Origin of the sequence: Acidovorax sp. 106 (genome assembly GCF_003663825.1) — a bacterium.
GTDB lineage: Bacteria > Pseudomonadota > Gammaproteobacteria > Burkholderiales > Burkholderiaceae_C > Acidovorax.
Genome location: NZ_RCCC01000001.1, coordinates 1,292,888 through 1,310,780, shown reverse-complemented (window position 1 = coordinate 1,310,780; position 17,893 = coordinate 1,292,888). Strand labels below are relative to the sequence as shown.

Annotated in this window: 14 protein-coding genes; 11 read left to right on the top strand and 3 right to left on the bottom strand. The window is 64.6% G+C overall.

All coding sequences use genetic code 11. The features are described 5' to 3' along the window. Nucleotides 1-123: 123 nt before the first annotated feature. The gene (locus C8C98_RS05895) at nucleotides 124-2,343 is read right to left on the bottom strand and encodes a malate synthase G (RefSeq protein ID WP_121453509.1); all 2,220 of its coding nucleotides are present in this window, start codon (nucleotides 2,341-2,343) and stop codon (nucleotides 124-126) included. A 224-nt stretch (nucleotides 2,344-2,567) separates the two neighbouring features. Here C8C98_RS05895 and C8C98_RS05890 point away from each other — a divergent pair, with 224 nt between their 5' ends. The 3 genes from C8C98_RS05890 (at nucleotide 2,568) to C8C98_RS05880 (ending at nucleotide 5,786) form a co-directional block, all read left to right on the top strand. Then, nucleotides 2,568-3,491: a LysR family transcriptional regulator gene (locus C8C98_RS05890; protein ID WP_121456058.1), complete on the top strand. Its 924-nt coding sequence runs from the start codon at nucleotides 2,568-2,570 to the stop codon at nucleotides 3,489-3,491. 60 nt (nucleotides 3,492-3,551) lie between these two features. Next, nucleotides 3,552-4,196: a response regulator transcription factor gene (locus tag C8C98_RS05885; RefSeq protein ID WP_121453508.1), complete on the top strand. Its 645-nt coding sequence runs from the start codon at nucleotides 3,552-3,554 to the stop codon at nucleotides 4,194-4,196. Nucleotides 4,197-4,358: 162 nt separating this feature from the next. Next, on the top strand, nucleotides 4,359-5,786 hold the full coding sequence (locus C8C98_RS05880; protein WP_370450342.1) for a PIN domain-containing protein: 1,428 nt from the start codon (nucleotides 4,359-4,361) through the stop codon (nucleotides 5,784-5,786). 49 nt (nucleotides 5,787-5,835) lie between these two features. On the opposite strand, the gene C8C98_RS05875 is transcribed toward C8C98_RS05880, so the two are convergent. Further along, nucleotides 5,836-8,514, bottom strand: coding sequence for a PAS-domain containing protein (locus C8C98_RS05875; protein ID WP_121453506.1), 2,679 nt, complete (start codon nucleotides 8,512-8,514; stop codon nucleotides 5,836-5,838). A gap of 239 nt (nucleotides 8,515-8,753) precedes the next feature. Here C8C98_RS05875 and C8C98_RS05870 point away from each other — a divergent pair, with 239 nt between their 5' ends. Both C8C98_RS05870 and C8C98_RS05865 read left to right on the top strand, forming a co-directional pair. Continuing rightward, nucleotides 8,754-10,124 (top strand): dicarboxylate/amino acid:cation symporter, encoded by a 1,371-nt coding sequence (locus tag C8C98_RS05870; protein WP_121453505.1) that lies wholly within the window; start codon nucleotides 8,754-8,756, stop codon nucleotides 10,122-10,124. Nucleotides 10,125-10,250: 126 nt separating this feature from the next. Continuing rightward, complete coding sequence (locus C8C98_RS05865; protein ID WP_121456057.1) at nucleotides 10,251-10,697, top strand: DUF2214 family protein; 447 nt, start codon at nucleotides 10,251-10,253, stop codon at nucleotides 10,695-10,697. Between the two features lie 105 nt (nucleotides 10,698-10,802). Here the strand turns inward: C8C98_RS05865 and C8C98_RS05860 are convergent, their stop codons facing one another. Further along, a complete protein-coding gene (locus tag C8C98_RS05860; protein ID WP_121453504.1) occupies nucleotides 10,803-11,192 on the bottom strand; it encodes a PsiF family protein in 390 nt (129 codons plus the stop codon). A gap of 284 nt (nucleotides 11,193-11,476) precedes the next feature. Between C8C98_RS05860 and argS the strand changes: the two genes are divergently transcribed. The 6 genes from argS (at nucleotide 11,477) to C8C98_RS05830 (ending at nucleotide 17,877) form a co-directional block, all read left to right on the top strand. After that, nucleotides 11,477-13,186, top strand: coding sequence for an arginine--tRNA ligase (argS, locus tag C8C98_RS05855; protein ID WP_121453503.1), 1,710 nt, complete (start codon nucleotides 11,477-11,479; stop codon nucleotides 13,184-13,186). A 12-nt stretch (nucleotides 13,187-13,198) separates the two neighbouring features. After that, nucleotides 13,199-13,879, top strand: coding sequence for an SPOR domain-containing protein (locus tag C8C98_RS05850; RefSeq protein ID WP_121453502.1), 681 nt, complete (start codon nucleotides 13,199-13,201; stop codon nucleotides 13,877-13,879). 83 nt (nucleotides 13,880-13,962) lie between these two features. Next, nucleotides 13,963-14,619, top strand: a complete 657-nt coding sequence (locus tag C8C98_RS05845) for a thiol:disulfide interchange protein DsbA/DsbL (RefSeq protein ID WP_121453501.1) — start codon at nucleotides 13,963-13,965, stop codon at nucleotides 14,617-14,619. Nucleotides 14,620-14,730: 111 nt separating this feature from the next. Beyond that, complete coding sequence (gene lptA / locus C8C98_RS05840; RefSeq protein WP_121456056.1) at nucleotides 14,731-15,405, top strand: lipopolysaccharide transport periplasmic protein LptA; 675 nt, start codon at nucleotides 14,731-14,733, stop codon at nucleotides 15,403-15,405. Continuing rightward, complete coding sequence (lptB, locus tag C8C98_RS05835) at nucleotides 15,402-16,184, top strand: LPS export ABC transporter ATP-binding protein (RefSeq protein WP_121453500.1); 783 nt, start codon at nucleotides 15,402-15,404, stop codon at nucleotides 16,182-16,184. Before lptA ends, lptB begins: the two co-directional genes overlap by 4 nt. Before the next feature lie 64 nt (nucleotides 16,185-16,248). Further along, nucleotides 16,249-17,877 (top strand): RNA polymerase factor sigma-54, encoded by a 1,629-nt coding sequence (locus C8C98_RS05830; protein WP_121453499.1) that lies wholly within the window; start codon nucleotides 16,249-16,251, stop codon nucleotides 17,875-17,877. The last annotated feature ends 16 nt before the right edge of the window (nucleotides 17,878-17,893 follow it).

Below are 17,893 nucleotides of genomic sequence, written 5' to 3'. Positions count from 1 at the left end.
GCCACGCAGGCGGCGTTGGCTGTGTAGGTGATTCCAGAGATAGCCTGTATGCAATATCCATAAAAAATAGCCACTAGCGCCCAATTTATAAGCGCTAGCAGCTATTGTTTTTATAGTGACCTCTTACTTTGCCGAGGCCTTCACCTTCAGGCGCCAGGCATGCAGCAGCGGCTCGGTGTAGCCGCTGGGCTGCTCCTTGCCCTTGAAGACCAGATCGCACGCCGCCTGGTAGGCCATGCTGGTGTCGAAGTGGCCGGCCATGGGCTGGTAGAGCGCATCGCCAGCGTTTTGCTTGTCCACCTTGGCGGCCATGCGCTCGAAGGTTTCGCGCACTTGGGCCTCGGTCACCACGCCGTGGTGCAGCCAGTTGGCCATGTGCTGGCTGCTGATGCGCAGCGTGGCACGGTCTTCCATCAGGCCCACGTCGTTGATGTCGGGCACCTTCGAGCAGCCCACGCCCTGGTCCACCCAGCGCACTACGTAGCCCAGGATGCCCTGTGCGTTGTTGTCCAGCTCTTGCTGCTTTTCAGCGTCGGTCCAGGTGGGGTTGGCGGTGACGGGGATGGTCAGCAGGCCGGTCAGCAGGTTGTCGCGCTCGGCGTTCACGTCGGTCTTTTCCAGCTCGATCTGGATGTCGCTCACCTTTACCTGGTGGTAATGCAGCGCGTGCAGCGTGGCGCCCGTGGGGCTTGGCACCCAGGCGGTGTTGGCACCGGCCTTGGGGTGGGCAATTTTCTGTTTGAGCATCTCTGCCATCAGGTCGGGCATGGCCCACATGCCCTTGCCGATCTGCGCCTTGCCGCGCAGGCCACAGGAGAGGCCCACCAGCACATTGTTCTTCTCGTACGACTGGATCCAGGCGCTGGTCTTCATGTCGCCCTTGCGGATCATGGGGCCCGCCAGCATGGCGGTGTGCATCTCGTCGCCCGTGCGGTCCAGGAAGCCGGTGTTGATGAACGCCACGCGGCTCGATGCGGCGGCAATGCAGGCCTTGAGGTTGACGGAGGTGCGGCGCTCTTCGTCCATGATGCCCAGCTTGACGGTGCTGTCAGGTAAGCCCAGCAGCTTCTCGACGCGGCCAAACAGCTCGGCAGCAAAGCCCACTTCGGCGGGGCCGTGCATCTTGGGCTTGACGATGTACACGCTGCCCTTGCGAGAGTTGCGGATTCCGTCCTTGCCGTGGCCTTGTAGGTCGTGCAGGGCGATGGCTGTGGTCACCACCGCATCCATGATGCCTTCGGGGATCTCGCGCTCTGCACCTTGCGCGTCGGTCCATAGGATGGCCGGGTTGGTCATCAGGTGGCCCACATTGCGCAAGAACATCAGCGAGCGGCCATGCAGGCGGACCTCGCCACCGGCTGGAGCCGTGTAGACGCGGTCCGGGTTCAGCCCACGCGTGAAGGTCTTGCCACCCTTGGAGACCTGCTCGGTCAGCGTAGCCTGGATGATGCCCAGCCAGTTGCTGTAGCCCAGCACCTTGTCCTCGGCGTCCACGGCGGCCACGGAGTCTTCCAGGTCCAGGATGGTGGAGAGCGCGGCCTCCAGCACCAGGTCGCTCACGCCCGCAGCGTCGCTCTGGCCGATGGGGGTGGTGCGGTCGATCTGGATGTCCAGATGCAGGCCGTTGTGCTGCAGCAGCACCGACGAAGGCGCGGCGGCGTTGCCTTGGTAGCCCTTGAACTGCGATGCGTCCTTGAGGCCTGTGGTGGCGCCATTGGCAAGCGACACGACCAGCTGCCCGCCGTCTACACGATAGCCCGTCGAATCCTTGTGCGAGCCAGCGGTCAACGGCGCGGTGTCATCCAGCACCTGGCGTGCAAACGCAATCACCTTGGCGCCACGCACGGGGTTGTAGCCCTTGCCCCCTTCACCCAATTTCGTGGCGCCGCCTTCTTCGCTGATGGCATCTGTGCCATACAGCGCGTCATACAGGCTGCCCCAGCGGGCGTTGGCGGCGTTCAGCGCATAGCGTGCGTTCAGGATGGGTACCACCAGTTGCGGCCCGGCCTGGGTGGCCAGCTCATCGTCCACGTTGGCGGTGGTCGCCTTCACCTCGGCGGGCTGGGGCACCAGGTAGCCGATCTTTTCGAGAAAGCTGCGGTAGGCCACCATGTTCTGGATGGGGCCTGGGTTGGCCTTGTGCCAGGTGTCCAGCTCGGTCTGCAGGCGGTCGCGCTCGGCCAGCAGGGCGATGTTGCGCGGGGCCAGGTCGGCCACGATGGCGTCAAAACCCTTCCAGAAATCGGCACTGCCTACACCGGTGCCGGGCAGCACCTTGTCTTCGACAAAGCGGAACAGGGAGGTGGCCACTTGCAGGCCGTGGAGGGAGGTGCGGTCGGTCATGGAAAAGCTCTCTGGAAGAAGGAATGAAAAATGCCGGAACTGGCGACGATGGACACACTGTATTGCAAATATCCATGTGTATAAAGATGCTGAAAATCTCTAAACCAGTGACTTTTTTGCAAAAGTAGATACGATGGCCGCTTGAGGATATTTGCTATCAAAAAGTGAGCTGCTAGCGCTTATTTATAAAGCGCTGGATGCCAATTTCATACAAAAAATTTGCCATGGACAAGCTCAAAGCCTTTGAATCCTTCGTGTCGGTAGCCACGCGCGGCAGCCTCACCGCCGCCGCCAAGGCCGAAGGGGTGGCCCCGGCCATCATGGGCCGCCGCCTGGACGCGCTGGAGGCCCACTTGGGCGTGAAGCTGCTGGTGCGCACCACGCGGCGCATCAGCCTCACGCACGAGGGCAGCGCCTTTTTGGAAGACTGCCAGCGCATGCTGGCGGACGTGGCGAATGCCGAGGCCAGCGTCTCTGCGGGCGGGGTGAAGGCCACGGGGCAACTGCGCATCACCGCCCCGGCAGGCTTTGGGCGCCGCCATGTCGCACCCTTGGTGCCGCGCTTTCGCGAATTGCACCCGGACGTGACCATCTCCCTGAACCTCAGCGACCGCGTGGTGGACATGGCGGGCGAAGGCTATGACTGCGCCGTGCGCGTGGGCGACTTGCCGGATTCTTCGCTGGTGAGCCTGCGCATTGCCGACAACCGCCGCCTGTGCGTGGCCACGCCCGCCTATTTGCAGCGCCACGGCACGCCCCACCACCCGAGCGAGCTGGTGCAGTTTGACTGCCTCACGCTGTCTAGCGAAGCCTCGCAAGTGCGTGGCTGGGCGTTCCGCATCCCGACCCAGGGCGGTGGCCAAGAGCTGCTGCACCTCAAGCCCGGTGGCCCGCTGGACTGCTCCGACGGCCAGGTGTTGCACGACTGGTGCCTGGCGGGCTACGGCATTGCCTGGCGCAGCACTTGGGAGGTGGAGGCCGAGATTGCCGCCGGGCGCCTGGTGGAGGTGCTGGGCGAGTTCGCTGCACCGCCCAACGGCATTTACGTGGTGTTCCCGCAGCGCAAGCACCTGCCGCTGCGTGTGCGGCTGTGGATCGACTACCTCAAGCAGCAATACGCGCGGCCTGCGTTTTGGGAGGGGCGGTGATGCCCCTTCAAGCGGCTCTTCATGCAACCCAGGCCGCCTGCGCCGTGGCAGACTGAGCCCATGACCGAGCCCACGCTCCTCGTCGCTGACGACCACCCCCTGTTCCGCGCTGCTGTGCTGCATGTGCTGCGCGAGCGTCTGCCCCATTTCCGCACGCTCGAGGCCGCCAGCGCCGCCACCCTGGGCCAGGCGCTGCAAGAGCACCCCGAGGTGGAGCTGGTGCTGCTGGACTTGAGCATGCCCGGCGCGCGCGGCTTCTCGGCCCTGCTGCATGTGCGCGGCGAATACCCCGAGCTGCCCGTGGTCATCATCTCGTCCAACGACCACCCGCGCGTCATCCGCCGCGCGCAGCAGTTCGGTGCGGCGGGCTTCATCCCCAAGTCGGCCCCCGCCGAGGCCATGGGCGAAGCGATTGCCGCCGTGCTCGACGGCGGCAGTTGGTTCCCGCCCATGGCGGCCGAGCGCTCCGAGGCCGACGCCGAGCTGGCCGCGCGCCTGGCGCAGCTCACTCCGCAGCAGTTCCGCGTGCTGCTGTGTTTGGCGGATGGTTTGCTCAACAAACAGATCGCTGCCGAGCTGGGCCTGGCCGAGAACACCGTGAAGGTGCATGTCACCGCCATCCTGAAGAAGCTGGCTTGCTACAGCCGCACGCAGGCGGCGGTGCTGGTCAAGAGCCTGGAGGCGGAGGGGACGGAGCCCGTTTGACGGGACGGTTTTGATAAAAATAGGCTCTGGCGCACGTCAATTAAGCGCTGGCAGCTATGAAAATAGGAGTGAGGGGTGGATTTTCCAGCGCTACAAACCCGGCTGCGCAGTTTTGCTGCAGCCCGTGATTGGCAGTCTCGCCACGCGCCAAAGAACTTAGCCATGGCGCTGACGGTGGAGGCGGCGGGACTGCTGGAGCTGTTCCAGTGGACGACGCTGAGCGAATCGCGGGGTGTGGCACGCGACCCTGTCCACAAAGAGCGCGTGGCCCATCGGATCGCCGACGTGCTGTTGTGTCTGGTGCAACTGGCAGACCAGGCTGGGGTTGATCTGCCAGAGGCCGTGGAGCAGACGCTGCGTGCCAAGGCGCTTGAACACCCACCCAAGCACCCGGAGTTGGAGCCTCCCACGCCCGCTGCCGTTGTGGCGGCCATGCCAGCACCGACAGCCCCCAGGGTGCACTTGCTCGTCGATTGGGAAAACGTGCAGCCCAAGGGCGATGAACTCCAGGCCCTGGTGCCGCAGGGCACGCATGTGTGGTTGTTCCATGGCCCGCATCAGACCGTGGACCCTGCAGGACATCAGCAGGTTTACGGGGCAGAGCAGGTGACGCAGGTCCCGAGAACGGGAGCGGGCAGAAACGCGCTGGATTTTCAGCTGGCTTACTACGTTGGATACATCTCGGCCCGTCAGCCAGAGGGCACGTTTGTGGTCGTTTCCAACGACCAGGGTTATGAACCCATGCTCGCGCATGCAAGGGAGCTGGGGTTTGATGCGCAGCGGTATGGGTTTCGCAGGATGCTGACACCGCCCGCCTCACCCATCGCACTGAAGTCCGCGCCAGTGCCGCAGCCAGAGCCCCCGTCGGCGGTGAACCCTGCGGTGGAGGCGACGGTCAAGACCACAGCGAAAGCTGTGGCACAACGGCCTGCGCCTGCAAAAGCTGCTCCGGCCCGCACCCAGGCCACGCGGGCAGACATGCAGCAACTGCTGGCACAACTGGATGGGCTGGCTCCACCTCACCGCCCCGTGCAGAAGGATGCGCTGTTGGTGCTGCTGCAAAGTTGGTTGGGCGAGCCCAGTGCCAGGTCTGCGCGCACATCGCACGCCCTGGCGCAATTGCAGGCGCGGAAGCGGGTGGTGGTCAAGGGCGATGCGGTGTCCTATCCACCTGCTGCTGTGGCCCACCCTGCGGTCAAAAAAGCGGCTCCCAAGGCGGTGACTGCAAAGGCCGCCGCTGCAAAGAAAGCATCTGCAGCCAAAGTGCCCGCACAGCCGCCGGTGCTGAAGAAGTCCGCTGCTTCGACCCCACCCAAGCCGCCCATCCCTGCCGTTGGTAAGACCTTGGCGAAGACGGCGCAATCCCCCACTGCAGCCCAGGTGGCGCGGGCGGTGCTGTCCAGCCTTCAAAAAATGACCACTAACAAGCCCCGGCAACGTGAAGGCTTGCTCAAGCACATCCAGACCCATGCCGCACGGGCTGAAGACCCGGCGGCCATGGCGCTGCGCGTGCTTGGCTTGCTGGAGGCTCGTAAGGACGTGGCCACCGCATCGGATGGCAAGAGGGTCACCTACTTCAAGGCGAAATAGGTACCTAGCGCTTATAAATTAAGCGCTATGCGCTATTGAAAACATAGCATCAAAGCATGCCCTGCTGCAACCTCAGCAGCGTCTGGCTCACCAGCGCACGCAGCGCTGGGGCTCGCACCGGCTTGGCCAGAAAGCCCCAGCCGCGTTCGGCGGCTTGGCGGCGCAGTGTTGCGTCGCGCTCAGCGGTGACCAAGATCACGGCGGGGCTTTGGCCCCAGCGTTGGCACAGTTCGGCATACACCTCGGGCCCCTGGTGGCCAGCACCCAAGTGCACGTCCAGCAACACGAGCTGGGGCGCCTGCCCTGGGCGAGCCTGCTCCAGTGCCTGTTGCGGGCCGCCTGCCAGTGGCACGTCGCAGCCCCAGCGTTGCAGCAAGGCGCGTGTGGCGGCGCAGGTGGGGCCGTCGTCTTCGATCACCCAGGCGCTGCTGCCCCGCAGCGGCGCGTCGTCACCGGGCTGCTGGGTGGTAGCCGGGGCGGCGGTGTGTTGCGCGGCGGCTGGGTCGCCCAACGGTACGCACACCCAGAACACGCTGCCGCGCCCGAGCTGCGAGCGCAGTCCGATCTCGTGCCCCAGCAGGCGGCCCAGTCGCTCGACGATGGCCAGGCCCAGGCCTGTGCCCCGGTCGTCGGCGCGGCCCTCGTCCAGACGGCGGAATTCCTCAAAGATCTCGCGCTGCAGCGCCTCGGGGATGCCGGGGCCTTGGTCGTGCACCTCAATGCGCAGGTGGTCTCCGGCCTTGCGGCAGCCCACCACGATGCGCCCGTGCCGGCTGTAGCGGATGGCGTTGGAGACAAAGTTCTGCACGATGCGCCGCAGCAGGTTCTCGTCGGTGCGCACCACGGCGCGTGTGGGCACGCAGCGCAGCTTCAGCCCCTGGCTTTCGGCCAGCACCCCAAAATTGTGGCCTAGCACCTGCAGCAGCGGTCCCAGGGCCACGTCATGGATATGCACATCCATTTGGCCCGACTCTATGCGCGATATGTCGAGCAGGCTGTTGAGGATGGCGTCTTGCGCTGCCAGCGCGCCTTCGATGCTGTCGGCCGCATGCTGGGCGGCATCACCCTGCAGGTGGCTGCGCAGCAGCGAGCTGAACATGCGCGCGGCGTTCAGCGGCTGCAGCAGGTCGTGCACGGCGGCGGCCACAAAGCGGGTTTTGGAGCGGTTGGCCTGCTCGGCCTCGCGCCGTGCGGCGTCCAGGTCGCGGGTGCGGTCGGCCACGCGCTGCTCCAGCGCATCGGCCAGCGAGCGCAGCTCGCGCGCAGCGTTCTTGTAGCTGGTGATGTCGGCGTAGCTGGTCACAAAGCCGCCCTCGGGCAGCGGGTTGCCCCGGATCTCCAGCACGGTGCCGTCGTCCTTGGCGCTTTCGTGCAGGTGGGGGGTGGCGCTGCGCAGGTGGGCCAGGCGGCGCTCGATGGCTTCTTCCACCGGGCCGGGGCCCAGCAGGCCCCGGCGGGCGTTGTGCCGCATCAGGTCTTCGATGGGGCGGCCCACCTGCATCAGGTCGGCGGGGTAGCGAAAGAGCTGCACGTAGCGCGAGTTCCAGGCCACGAGTTTCAGGTCGGCGTCGATGATGACCACGCCCTGGGGCAGATGCTCCAGGCTGCGCGAGAGGCCCGTGTCCGTCTGCTGCGCTGCCTGCTGCGCGGCCTGCACGATGCCGTCTTGCGCGGTGCGCAGCTCTTGCGCATGCTGTTGCAGCACGGTCTCCAGCTCCTGGCGGCTGCGCTGGCGCAGGCGAGCCAGGCGTTGGCGCTGGCGCACAAACAGCACCAATAGCGACAAGGCGAGCCAGCCGCCCCCCCCGGCTGCGGCGGCCCAGCGGCTGTCGGCCACGCTGCTGTGCGTTTCGTGCACCAGGTGCAGTTGCCAGGGCGTGCCGGGCAGTGGCTGGGTTTGCCACAGCACGCGTGCGGGCAGGGTGGGCATGTCGTGCGCAGGCTGCACCTGCACCAGGCGGCCACCGTTGTCCATGTGCTCGTCCACCCGCATGTCCAGGGGGCGCAGGGGCTGGTCGGCGTATTGCCGCGTGGCGTTCAGCTCGCGGCGTTCTTCGTCGTCCAGGGGCTCCAGCAGGCGGTAGCGCCAGGCGTCCTGGCTGGCCAAAAAGACGACCCCGTGCGCGTCCGAGGCCAGGACGATGTCGGGCGTTTGCAGCCATTGACGTTCCAGCTCCTGCAGCGCAATCTTGATGGCCACCAGCCCCAGGATGTGGCCGGTTTCGTCGCGGATGGCCTGCGACAGGAAGTAGCCCGCCTCGCCAGTGGTCACGCCAATGCCGTAGAAGCTGCCGCGCCCCTGGGCCAGCGCCTGCTGCACGTAGGGGCGAAAGCTGTAGTCCACGCCCACGTTGCTGGTGGCCGTGCGCCAGTTGCTGGCCGCCACAGCCAGGCCCTCGCGGTTGAGCAGGGTGAGGGTGGATGACTGGCTGGCGCCGTTGGCCTGCTCCAGCTTGAGGTTCAGCTGCTGCACCTGGGCAGCGCTCAGGGGGTGCTGCAGGGCCCCCTGCAGCTGCGCGTCCAGCGCCAGCACCTCGGGCAGGGTTCTGTATCGGTCGATGCGCTGGGCCAGCGCCTGTCCGTACAGGCCCAGCTGGCGCTGCACGCTCTCGCTTTCGTCCAGCATGGACCGATGCCATGCCCACTGGCCCGCCGCGAACATGCTGGCCACTGTGCCTGCGAGCAGGATCAGCAGCGTCCAGAGTTGGCGAATACGGGGCGTGGGCATGGGAAAACGGGGTGTTGTGGAGGGCGTGCGGGGCAGTCTGGCGCGGTGGAGAGTGTGCCGCACCCTCTTGGGGACTAGGTGATTACCCTATATGAGCACGCGTGCTCTCCTATGGGGCGGCTTGGGACTAATACCAATAGGTTATCGGCTGAAACAAATTGCAGCAGTACAAACGGCACCCTTAACGCGCTCCGGTTGCACCCCGGTGGTGCGCCCCGCGATTTTTGGAGACCCGCCCCATGCACAACCATTCCGCTCCAGCAGCCTCGACTTTGAAGCTGCCCTTCTATCGGCAACTGTACTTCCAGGTGGTGTTGGCCATCGTCCTGGGCGTGCTGTTGGGCCACTTCGAGCCCTCTTATGGCGAAGCGCTCAAGCCGCTGGGCGACGCCTTTATCAAGCTGGTGAAGATGATCATCGCCCCGGTGATCTTCCTGACTATCGTGACCGGCATCGCAGGCATGTCGCAGCTGAGCACCGTGGGGCGCGTCTTCGGCAAGGCCATGGCGTACTTCCTGTTCTTCTCCACGCTGGCGCTGGTCGTCGGGCTGGTGGTGGCCAACGTGGTTCAGCCCGGCGCGGGCATGAACATCAACGTGGCAGATCTGGACCAGACGGCGGTGAAGGGCTACGTGGCCAAGTCGCACGAGATGACGCTCACGGGTTTTGCCCTGGACATCATTCCCAAGACCCTGGTCAGTCCCTTCGTGGGCGACAACATCCTGCAGGTGCTGCTGGTGGCCGTGCTGTTTGGCGTGGGCCTGGCCATGGTGGGCGAGCCTGGCCGCCCCGTGCTGAACTTTCTGGAAGCCCTCACCACACCCGTGTTCAAGGTGGTAGGCATTGTCATGAAGGCAGCCCCTTTGGGTGCCTTCGGCGCCATGGCGTTCACCATTGGCAAGTTTGGCTTGGGCTCGCTGGTTAACCTGGCTTGGCTGGTGGGCTCGTTCTACATCACCTCTCTGCTGTTTGTGCTGGTCATCCTGGGCTTTGTCTGCCGCCTGTGTGGGTTCTCGGTGCTCAAGCTGTGCCGCTACCTCAAGGCCGAGCTGATGCTGGTGCTGGGCACTTCGTCGTCCGAGTCTGCCCTGCCATCGCTGATGGAAAAGATGGAAAAGGCCGGTTGCAGCAAGTCGGTGGTGGGCCTCGTGGTGCCCACGGGCTACTCGTTCAACCTGGACGGCACCAACATCTACATGACGCTGGCGGCCCTGTTCATCGCCCAGGCCACCAACACCGAACTGACGCTGGGCCACCAGGTCGCTTTGCTGCTGGTGGCGATGCTGTCGTCCAAGGGCGCTGCAGGCGTGACGGGCGCGGGCTTTATCACCCTGGCCGCCACCCTGGCCGTGGTGCCTGAAGTGCCAGTGGCCGGCATGGCGCTGATCCTGGGTGTGGACCGTTTCATGAGCGAATGCCGCTCGCTGACCAACTTCATCGGCAACGCCGTGGCCACGGTGGTCGTCTCGCGTTGGGAAAACGCGCTGGACCACGAACGCCTGGATGCCGCACTCAACGGCCACACACTGCCTGCCACCGCCGTGGCGGCCGCCGCACCGGTGGTGACTGCCGACGTACCTGTGGGGGCTGCGGCACGCACGGTGGCTTGATTCGTTTCCCCTGGGGTTCGACCAACGCGGCGCAGGCTTCAGGGCCTGCGCCGCTTTTTTCTGGGGCCGTGTGGGATGGGCCTCAAGCACAATGGCGGTCTCACCGGGGCATACCAAGGAAACTCCATGACTCTTGAAGCCGTTTTGGCCGCATTGCACTTGCTGGCCATCCTCACGCTGGTGGTCTTTTTGACCAGCGAAGCCGCGCTGTGCCGCTCCGAATGGATGAACGCTGCTGTGGTCAAGCGCCTGGCGCGGCTGGACCTGATCTACGGCATCGCGGCCGTGGTGCTTTTGGCAACGGGTCTGGCGCGCCTGTATCTGGGGGTGAAAGGGCTGTCCTGGTATGTGTCACAGCCGCTGTTCCACATCAAGATCACCTTGTTCGTGCTGATGGGGTTGATCTCCATCAAGCCCACGCTGACCTTTCGCCGCTGGCTCAAAGTGCTGAACAGCACGGGGGCATTACCCGGCGAGGCCGAAGTGCGCAGCACCCGCCGCTGGGTCATGGTGCAGTCGCACATCCTGCCTGTGGTGGCGGTGATTGCCGTGTTCTGGGCGCGTGGGTGGTAACGGGCACTGAGCGCAGTACATAGCCCCAATGAAAAAGCCCGCCAGATTCGCATCTGGCGGGCTTTTCCGTGTGGGGTGGGCGGATAGTGGGAACCGCCCAGTCCCTCACTTCTTGAGGCACTCGCTCATGAATGCCTTGCGTTCGTCGCCCTTGAGCGTCTTGGCCTTGGCGTCTGCATTGCAGGTCTTCATCTTGTCTTGCTGCGTCGCAGGCTTGTTGCTCAGGCAAGTCTTCATGAACGCCTTGCGTTCATCGCCCTTCTTGTCTGCCGCTTCTGTGTTGCAGGTGGCCATTTTGGATTGTTGCTTGGTGGGCGCTGCCGCTGGAGCGGAGGCAGGCGCTGCAGGGGCGGCTGCTGCCGGTGCGGCGGCGGGGGCTGGAGCGGTCTTGGCTGCAGGTGCTGCTGCCCCAGCGGCGGCAGGTGCATCGGCGGCATGGGCTGCGCTGATCGAAAGGGCCAGGCTCAGGGCGGTCAGGGAGAGAAGCTTTTTCATAGGGGCTCCAGAATGTTTTAGGAACATCGATAACCAATCCGGTATGGATGGTAGGGTTTCAACGCGCCAGATTCTGGCGGCGCTGACAGCTCCGCATCATGGGGCCTGTTTCTTACGATATGTTGCGCTTCACGTAAATCGGTGACTTGTCGATCATGGCCCGCCTTACTTTGAGGCCTTGGCGGGTGTTGATCGGTGCTTTCGGGCCTGTGTGGCCTCTTGTCTGTGGCGTGCTTGGTCACTGCGTTTACAGCGCCACAGGTGGCGCCCCGTAAAATCATCCGATGCTCTCTGTCAAAAACGAACTCCTGGCCACATTGGCTACCGCGCTGGACGCCATTTCGCCCGGCGCAGGCGCCAAGGCGGCCTTTGAATCCCCCAAGGTTGCTGCCCATGGCGACTTTGCCTGCACTGCAGCCATGCAATTGGCCAAGCCGCTGAAGCTCAACCCCCGTGCGCTGGGCGAGCAACTCAAGGCTGCATTGGAGGCCACGCCCGCTTTTGCCCGCTGGGTGGCGGGCATTGAAATCGCCGGACCAGGCTTTCTGAACATCCGCCTGCAGCCCGCCGCCAAGCAAGAAATCGTGCGCGAGGTGTTGGCCGCTGGCGAGCGCTTTGGTTATCAGCCTGGCAACGGTCAGCGCGTGTTGGTTGAGTTTGTGTCGGCCAACCCCACGGGCCCGCTGCACGTGGGCCATGGCCGCCAAGCTGCGCTGGGCGATGCCATCTGCAACCTGTTCAGCACCCAGGGCTGGAACGTGCACCGCGAGTTTTATTACAACGACGCGGGTGTGCAGATCGATACGCTGACCAAAAGCACGCAACTGCGCGCCAAGGGCTTCAAGCCCGGCGACGACTGCTGGCCCACCGACAGCGACAACCCGCTGGCCAAGAACTTCTACAACGGCGACTACATCGCCGACATTGCCGAGGCCTTCAAGGCCAAGGCCACTGTCAAGGCCGATGACCGCGAATTCACCGCCAATGGCGATGTCGAGGACTACGACAACATCCGCCAGTTTGCGGTGGCCTACCTGCGCAATGAGCAGGACAAGGACCTGCAGGCGTTCAACCTGCACTTTGACGAGTACTACCTGGAGTCCAGCCTGTACACCAGCGGCCGCGTCGAGGCCACGGTAAACAAGCTGGTGGCCAACGGCAAAACCTACGAGCAAGACGGCGCTCTGTGGCTCAAGAGCACAGACTACGGCGACGACAAGGACCGCGTCATGCGCAAGCAGGACGGCACCTTCACCTACTTCGTGCCCGATGTGGCGTACCACATCGCCAAATGGGAGCGCGGCTTCACCAAGGTCGTCAACATCCAGGGCACAGACCACCACGGCACCATCGCACGGGTGCGCGCTGGCCTGCAGGCGGCCGATGTGGGCATTCCACAAGGCTACCCAGACTACGTGCTGCACACCATGGTGCGCGTGGTGCGCGGTGGCGAAGAGGTCAAAATCAGCAAGCGTGCGGGCAGCTACGTCACGCTGCGCGACCTGATCGAGTGGACCAGCAAGGACGCGGTGCGCTTCTTCTTGCTCTCCCGCAAGCCCGATACCGAGTACACCTTTGACGTGGACTTGGCTGTGGCCCAGAACAACGACAACCCCGTGTACTACGTGCAGTACGCGCATGCCCGCATCCAATCGGTGCTGCGCGCGTGGCAAGAGGCGGGCGGTGGTGACGTCGCTGCGCTCAATGCGGTAGATCTGTCGGCCCTGGAGGGGCCGCAAGCCCAAGCCCTGATGCTGCAACTGGCCAAGTACCCCGAGATGCTCACGGCCGCAGCCGACGGCGAAGCCCCGCACGACGTCACCTTCTATCTGCGCGATTTGGCATCGGCCTACCACAGCTACTACGATGCCGAGCGCATTTTGGTGGACGACGAAGCGATCAAGAAAGCCCGCCTGGCGCTGGTTGCCGCGACGGCGCAGGTGTTGCACAACGGCTTGGCCGTGCTGGGTGTGTCGGCTCCGGCCAGAATGTAAGCAGGAACTACCATGAAGAAAAAGCAGTTGGGCGGAACCATCCTGGGTTTCATTCTGGGCGTCATCGTGGGGCTGGGTTCTGCCCTGGCCGTTGCCGTGTATGTGACCAAGGTGCCCGTGCCGTTCTTGAACAAAGGCAGTGCACGCGGGGTGGACCAAGACGCCGCCGAGGCCCAAAAGAACAAGGACTGGGATCCCAACTCGCCGTTGCGCAGCAAGTCTGCAGCCAAGGCCGCTGCGCAGGCGGCTGCCGCATCGGCCCCCGCCGCCAGTGGCCCGGTGACGCCAGCCCAGACGGCTGTCGCCACGCCAGACCCCAAGGCGACGGCCGCATCAGCCCCTAAAGCGGCTGCCAGCAAGCCGGAAAAAACCGACACGGCCAAACCCGCCGCCACCAGTGCCGACCCGTTGGGCGACCTGGCCAAAGCCAAGGCCGCAGAATCCGGCGGGGCCGACCCTTACGATTACTTTGTTCAGGCCGGAGCCTTCCGCACCCAGGCCGATGCCGACGCCCAGCGCGCCAAACTGGCCATGATGGGCTGGGAAGCCCGGGTCAGCGAGCGCGAGCAAAATGGCCGTCCGGTCTTCCGCGTGCGGGTGGGGCCATTCTCCAAACGGGATGACGCTGCCGCCCTGAAGGACAAACTGGACGACACCGGCGTGGAGTCCGCGCTGGTGCGCGTGCAGCGCTGACGTTTTTTGCGCCCGGCCGCTGCTGAACTTTTTCCAGGTACGCCGCTCACATCCCCAAGACCAGATCAAGGAGTGTTCTTTTCATGAAACGTCGCGAGTTTTCCCTGTCCGCCGCCACGGCGGTTGCTGCCTCTGCCGTCACACTGCCCATGGCCACCCCCGCTATGGCGCAAGTGCGCCAGTTCAAGGAGGGCAAGGACTTCCAAAAGCTCTCCAAGCCCGTCGCGACCGATGCGCCTGCTGGCAAGATCGAAGTCATCGAGTTCTTCTGGTACAGCTGCCCCCACTGCAACGCCTTTGAGCCCGTGCTGGACACCTGGATCAAGGCGGCATCCAAGGACCTGGTCATTCGCCGCGTGCCCGTGGCGTTCAACGCCAGCTTTTTGTCGCAGCAAAAGCTGTACTACGCCCTGGAAGGCATGGGCAAGCTCGACGCTGTGCACGCCAAGGTGTTCCGCGCCATCCACGTGGAAAAGCTCAAGCTGACCAAGGACGAAGACATTTTTGCCTGGGTGGGCAACCAGGGTGTGGACGTCGCCAAGTTCAAGGAGGTTTACAACTCCTTCAACGTGGCCAACCAAGCCCGCCGCGCGGCCCAGTTGCAAGCCGATTACGGCGTCGAAGGCGTGCCTTCCATGGGCGTGGCCGGCCGTTATTACACCGATGGCACCATGGCTGGCAGCATGCAAACCGTGCTGCAAGTGGTGGACTATCTGGTGAGCTCGGTCCGCAAGGGCTGATGCGCCTGCGGCATACGCCGTGCCATCTCGCTACCAAAAGCCCGCGCAAGCGGGCTTTTTTTGTGTTGGGGTGCAATGCATGGCTACAATGATTGCAAGATTCGTGCCCTCATGAAACATCGCATTACCCCCCTCCTTGTGCTTGCAGCCTTGACCTGCGCCTTTGGCGTGGCGCAAGCTGAAAAGGCCGACCGCAGCAAGCCCATGAACATCGAGGCAGATGCGCTGCGCCACGATGAAGTCAAGCAAACCAGCGTGTTCTCTGGCCGCGTGGTCATGACCAAAGGCTCCATCGTGCTGCGCGGTGCGCGGCTGGATGTGCGCCAGGATGCCGAGGGCTACCAGTCCGGCATCGTCACGGCCGAAGCGGGCAAGCGCGCGTTCTTCCGCCAAAAGCGTGACACCCTGGCGGGCGCGCCCGAAGAGTTCATCGAAGGCGAAGGCGAAGTCATCGAGTACGACGGCCGGACCGACAACGTGCGCTTCATCACCCGCGCCGAGCTGCGGCGCTACCGTGGTGGCGCCTTGAGCGACGAGATCACCGGCGCGGTCGTCGTCTACAACAACCTGACCGATGTCTTCACGGTCGATGGGCAAAAGAAGGCCTTGCCCGCCAGCGGGGCAGAGGGCCAGGCCAGCAGCGGTGGCCGCGTGCGGGCCGTATTGGCCCCCAAAGACCCCAAGGCGCCTGCTGCGGCACCGGGCTCCAGCGCGGCCAGCCCGGCCCCTGCGGCCTCGGCGCCCGTGCTGCGGCCCAGCACCTCTTTGGGCGGTGCCATCCAGTGAGCGATCGTTCCGTCAAAGCCCCGGCAGCGGGGGCGTCTTCCAGTCGCCTTGAGGTCGCCCACCTAGCCAAGTCTTACGGCAGCCGCAAGGTGGTCAAAGATGTGTCCCTGGTGGTGCAAAAAGGCGAGGTCGTCGGTTTGCTGGGGCCCAATGGGGCGGGCAAAACCACTTCGTTCTACATGATCGTGGGGCTGGTGCGCAGCGATGGGGGGGATATCCGCATCGACGGCCAATCGGTGGCGCACATGCCCATTCACAGCCGTTCGCGCTTGGGGCTGTCGTATTTGCCGCAAGAGGCGTCCATCTTCCGCAAACTCACGGTGGAAGAGAACGTGCGCGCGGTGCTGGAGTTGCAGCGTGACGAACACAACGCCCCCCTGTCGCGGGCGGCGATTGAAGATCAGCTCACCTCGCTGCTGCAAGAGCTGCGGGTGGACCACCTGCGTGCTTCGCCCGCGCTGGCCTTGTCGGGTGGCGAGCGCCGCCGCGTCGAAATCGCCCGCGCCCTGGCCACGCAGCCGCGCTTTATCCTGCTGGACGAGCCCTTTGCGGGCATCGACCCCATCGCTGTGATCGAGATCCAGCGCATCATCGGTTTCCTGAAAGCGCGCGGCATTGGCGTGCTCATCACCGACCACAACGTGCGCGAGACCCTGGGCATTTGCGACCACGCCTTCATCATCAGCGATGGCCGTGTGCTGGCGCAGGGCACGCCGGCTGAGATCGTGGACAACGCCGAGGTGCGCCGTGTGTACCTGGGCGAACACTTCCGCATGTGATGGCTTGGCGCGGTGTGGCTATGCGGTGTGTGACGGATCGTGCGGTGTTGCAGGGGGCTGAGGCATGAAGCCCGGCCTGTCCCTGCGGGTCTCTCAGCACCTGGCCCTCACGCCGCAGTTGCAGCAGTCCATCCGGCTGCTGCAGTTGTCGACCCTGGAGTTGGGGCAAGAGGTTGAGCAGATGCTCGACGAAAACCCCTTCCTGGAGCGCAACGCCGACGAAGCCGTGCGCGAAGAGTTTGGCCTGGAGCACGCCGACACCCCCGTACAGGCCGACGAGTACAGTGCAGACGATGCTATCTATTCAGGAGCTGCCAGCGCTTCATCCACAAGCGCTGAGGCCACTTCTGATGCGCAAGGTGACGCCTCGGGCGATGCCGACTACACCAGCAGCACCGCCTCTGACGAGCCCGATTGGGGCGGGGACGGCACCGTGGAGATGGCGCCCAACGACAGCGAATGGGGCGGCGACGCAGCCCCCCGCACCCGCAACGACATGGAGGGCGACGAGGCCGACGCCACGGAGCTAGCGCGCTCGCAAGAGTCCCTCACCGCCTTTTTGCACCGCCAGGCCCTGGCACTGCGCCTGTCTGAGGTGGACCGCGCTGCCCTGCGCTTTCTCATCGAATCGCTGAACGACGATGGCTACCTGGAAGAGCCGCTGCAAGAGCTGGCCATCAGCCTTGCGGGCCCGGATGACCTGGAGCAAATTGACGAGTTGGTGCACCGCTTTACGGTAGCCCAGCGCCTGCTGCAAACCCTGGAGCCTGTGGGCGTGGGCGCTCGCAACCTCGCCGAATGCCTGACCCTGCAACTCAGCGCCCTGGCGGCCGACCCTGACAGCGAGGCCCCTGCGGCCGTGGTGCAGACCGCTTTGCTGATCTGCCAGCAGCCGCTGGAGATGCTGGCCCGCCGCGATGTGCGCCGCCTCACCCAGGCTTGCACCGAAGGCGGCGCTGCGGGTGAAGAACGCACCCGCGCCGCCATGGCCCTGATTGCCCGGCTGGAGCCGCGCCCCGGGCGCCGCTTTGCCGACGTGGAGCGCAACATCATCATCCCCGATGTGATTGTGCGCAAAGCCGGGCGGGCCAACGGCAACAGCGGCCAGCACAACTTCATCGTGGCGCTGAACCCCGATGTGATGCCGCGCTTGCGCGTGCACGACATCTACGCCGGTGCGCTGCGCGGCCACAAGGGCGGCGAGGGCCACCAGGGCATGCAGCAGCGCCTGCAAGAGGCCCGCTGGTTCATCAAGAACATCCAGCAGCGCTTTGACACCATCTTGCGTGTCTCGCGCGCCATCGTGGAGCGGCAAAAGAGCTTCTTCACCCACGGCGAGCTGGCCATGCGCCCGCTGGTGCTGCGTGACATTGCCGACGAGCTGGGCCTGCACGAGTCCACCATCAGCCGCGTGACCACGGCCAAATACATGGCCACACCCATCGGCACCTACGAGTTGAAGTATTTCTTCGGCTCTGGCCTGGGCACCGAAACCGGTGGCAACGCCTCCAGCACGGCGGTGCGCGCGCTCATCAAGCAGTTTGTGGCCGCTGAGAGCCCCACCAAGCCGTTGTCCGATAGCCAACTGGCCGAAATGCTCAAGGAGCAGGGCATCGAATGCGCCCGCCGCACGGTGGCCAAGTACCGCGAATCGCTCAAGATTGCACCGGCCAATTTGCGCAAGTCGCTGTAGCCTGACGTTGATGTCG

Bases quoted from the DNA above. Each gene is read 5' to 3' on its own strand.
- C8C98_RS05895 (WP_121453509.1), bottom strand. From the start codon at position 2,343: ATGACCGACCGCACCTCCCTCCACGGCCTGCAAGTGGCCACCTCCCTG.
- C8C98_RS05890 (WP_121456058.1), top strand. From the start codon at position 2,568: ATGGACAAGCTCAAAGCCTTTGAATCCTTCGTGTCGGTAGCCACGCGC.
- C8C98_RS05885 (WP_121453508.1), top strand. From the start codon at position 3,552: ATGACCGAGCCCACGCTCCTCGTCGCTGACGACCACCCCCTGTTCCGC.
- C8C98_RS05880 (WP_370450342.1), top strand. From the start codon at position 4,359: ATGGCGCTGACGGTGGAGGCGGCGGGACTGCTGGAGCTGTTCCAGTGG.
- C8C98_RS05875 (WP_121453506.1), bottom strand. From the start codon at position 8,514: ATGCCCACGCCCCGTATTCGCCAACTCTGGACGCTGCTGATCCTGCTC.
- C8C98_RS05870 (WP_121453505.1), top strand. From the start codon at position 8,754: ATGCACAACCATTCCGCTCCAGCAGCCTCGACTTTGAAGCTGCCCTTC.
- C8C98_RS05865 (WP_121456057.1), top strand. From the start codon at position 10,251: ATGACTCTTGAAGCCGTTTTGGCCGCATTGCACTTGCTGGCCATCCTC.
- C8C98_RS05860 (WP_121453504.1), bottom strand. From the start codon at position 11,192: ATGAAAAAGCTTCTCTCCCTGACCGCCCTGAGCCTGGCCCTTTCGATC.
- argS (WP_121453503.1), top strand. From the start codon at position 11,477: ATGCTCTCTGTCAAAAACGAACTCCTGGCCACATTGGCTACCGCGCTG.
- C8C98_RS05850 (WP_121453502.1), top strand. From the start codon at position 13,199: ATGAAGAAAAAGCAGTTGGGCGGAACCATCCTGGGTTTCATTCTGGGC.
- C8C98_RS05845 (WP_121453501.1), top strand. From the start codon at position 13,963: ATGAAACGTCGCGAGTTTTCCCTGTCCGCCGCCACGGCGGTTGCTGCC.
- lptA (WP_121456056.1), top strand. From the start codon at position 14,731: ATGAAACATCGCATTACCCCCCTCCTTGTGCTTGCAGCCTTGACCTGC.
- C8C98_RS05830 (WP_121453499.1), top strand. From the start codon at position 16,249: ATGAAGCCCGGCCTGTCCCTGCGGGTCTCTCAGCACCTGGCCCTCACG.